General features: G+C 78.5%; 1 pseudogene. It reads right to left on the reverse strand.

What is annotated here, in order from left to right:
• Nucleotides 1-293: 293 nt before the first annotated feature.
• Nucleotides 294-1,687 (reverse strand): annotated as a pseudogene (locus FAF44_RS48995) (hypothetical protein); the annotation flags it as partial.

Genomic DNA, 1,687 nt, shown 5'->3' on the forward strand with positions numbered 1-1,687 from the left:
CCGCCGAACCCTCACCCCCGCAGACCCTGACGCCGCGGCCTCCTCCCGAACCACGGGCCCTCGGCACAATGGCAGACCGTCAACATCGTGACCGCCGTCCGGGCGTCGAGAGCCGCAACAACCTCGGCCGCGGGCGCCTGCCGCACGGGCAGACCCTCCGGGCGCGGGAACCGCGATACTCGCCAGGCCATCGGCCCGACCGCCGTGGGTGTCTGCCGGGCGGCGGGCCGTCTACGCTGCGGATGCCCTGGCGGGTGGGTGCGGGGTGGTGTTCCGGCCACCGGCCGCCGCGGTCAGGCGACGGTCTCGCGATCGTGCTGGCACACCGAGCAACTGGTCAGCCCGGCCGCCTCCGCGACCTTGAGCGTCATCGTCTCCACGCCGGTGTCGCCCGCGCCCCGGATCAGCGGGCAGGAGGTGCTGTGGTAGCGGCGGGTGCCGACGATGACCTTGACCTTCTCCTGCCCGTCGCCCGCCTCGCTCTCCGGGCTCCCGGCCTCGGACGCGGCACCGCTCTTGGCCGAGCCGTCCTTGGAAGCGCTCTTGGGGCCGCTCGCGTCGCCCTTCGGCGGCTCCCCCTTGGACACGCCCGCCTTGGGCGCGGGCGGACGCCCCGCCGCGCCCTTCCCCGGCACGGACGCGGTCCGCTCGGGATCGGCCCCGCTCGCCGCACCGGCGGCGGACCCGCCCTTCCCGGGCACGAACGCGGTCTTCTCAGGATCGGCCCCACCCTTACCGGGCACGGCCGGCTTGTCGGGGCTGCCCGTGGGCAGCGGCCCCTTGGGCTTGGCGGTCGACTCGGCGGCGGACGCCGGCCGCTCGGGCAGCACCACGGTCTCCGAACCCGTGGGCCGCTCCGGCGGACGCTTGCCGGAGCCACCGGACGGCTCCACCGGCAGTCCGGACGCGCTCACCCGCGGCTGCGGCGCCGTGTCGGACCCCGTCACCTCGTCGTCGTCATCGCGCCCGGCGACCGGCCTGGACCTGCCACCGGACGGCTCTGCGACCTTCCCACCGCTCGTCCGCGACTTGCCGTCAGCCGCAACACCCTCGGCCGGACCACCCTGAACGGGCTTGCCGCCACCCGCACCGGGCCGCGCGGCGCCACCGGCCGGACCACCCTGGACGGGCTTGCCACCGGGCCGCCCGGAGCCGGTACCCGGCCCCGCGGACCGGCCGGGCGTGGTCCCGGACCCACCGGCCTGCTCGGGCGAGGAGGCCGACTGACCGGGCCCGGCTCCCGCCGCCCCAGGACGGCTCTGCCCCGCTCCGGCCTCGGGCCGCTCGGCGGCGCCACCGGCCTCCCCCGGCCGGGCGCCGGGCTTCGTACCGGGCTGCGCGGGCCGCGCCGGCGCCTTCGCCCCGGGCTGCCCCGGCTTGGCGGCAGGCCGGCCGGGCTTGGCGGCGGCACCGGGGGCGGGGGCCGAGGGCCGGCCGGGCGTGCTCTCGGCGGCGGGCCGCGCGGGCTTGCCCACCGGCCTGACGTTGGCCGGCGACGTCTCCGTCTCGGCGGGGGCGGCCTCGTCCGGACCGGCCTTACCGGTCGCGGAGGGCTCGCCGGAGGACTCGGCCGCGCGCGCGAACGGCGGCGACCGGAAGAAGGAAGTCTGTGTCTCGTCCGCCTGCTCGGCAGCCGAGCCGCCGGAGTCGTCCGACCCGGGCGCGGGGGCGGCGGAGGAGGAGGGGG

Source organism: Nonomuraea sp. MG754425, from assembly GCF_021699195.1.
In the GTDB taxonomy this organism is placed as follows: domain Bacteria; phylum Actinomycetota; class Actinomycetes; order Streptosporangiales; family Streptosporangiaceae; genus Nonomuraea.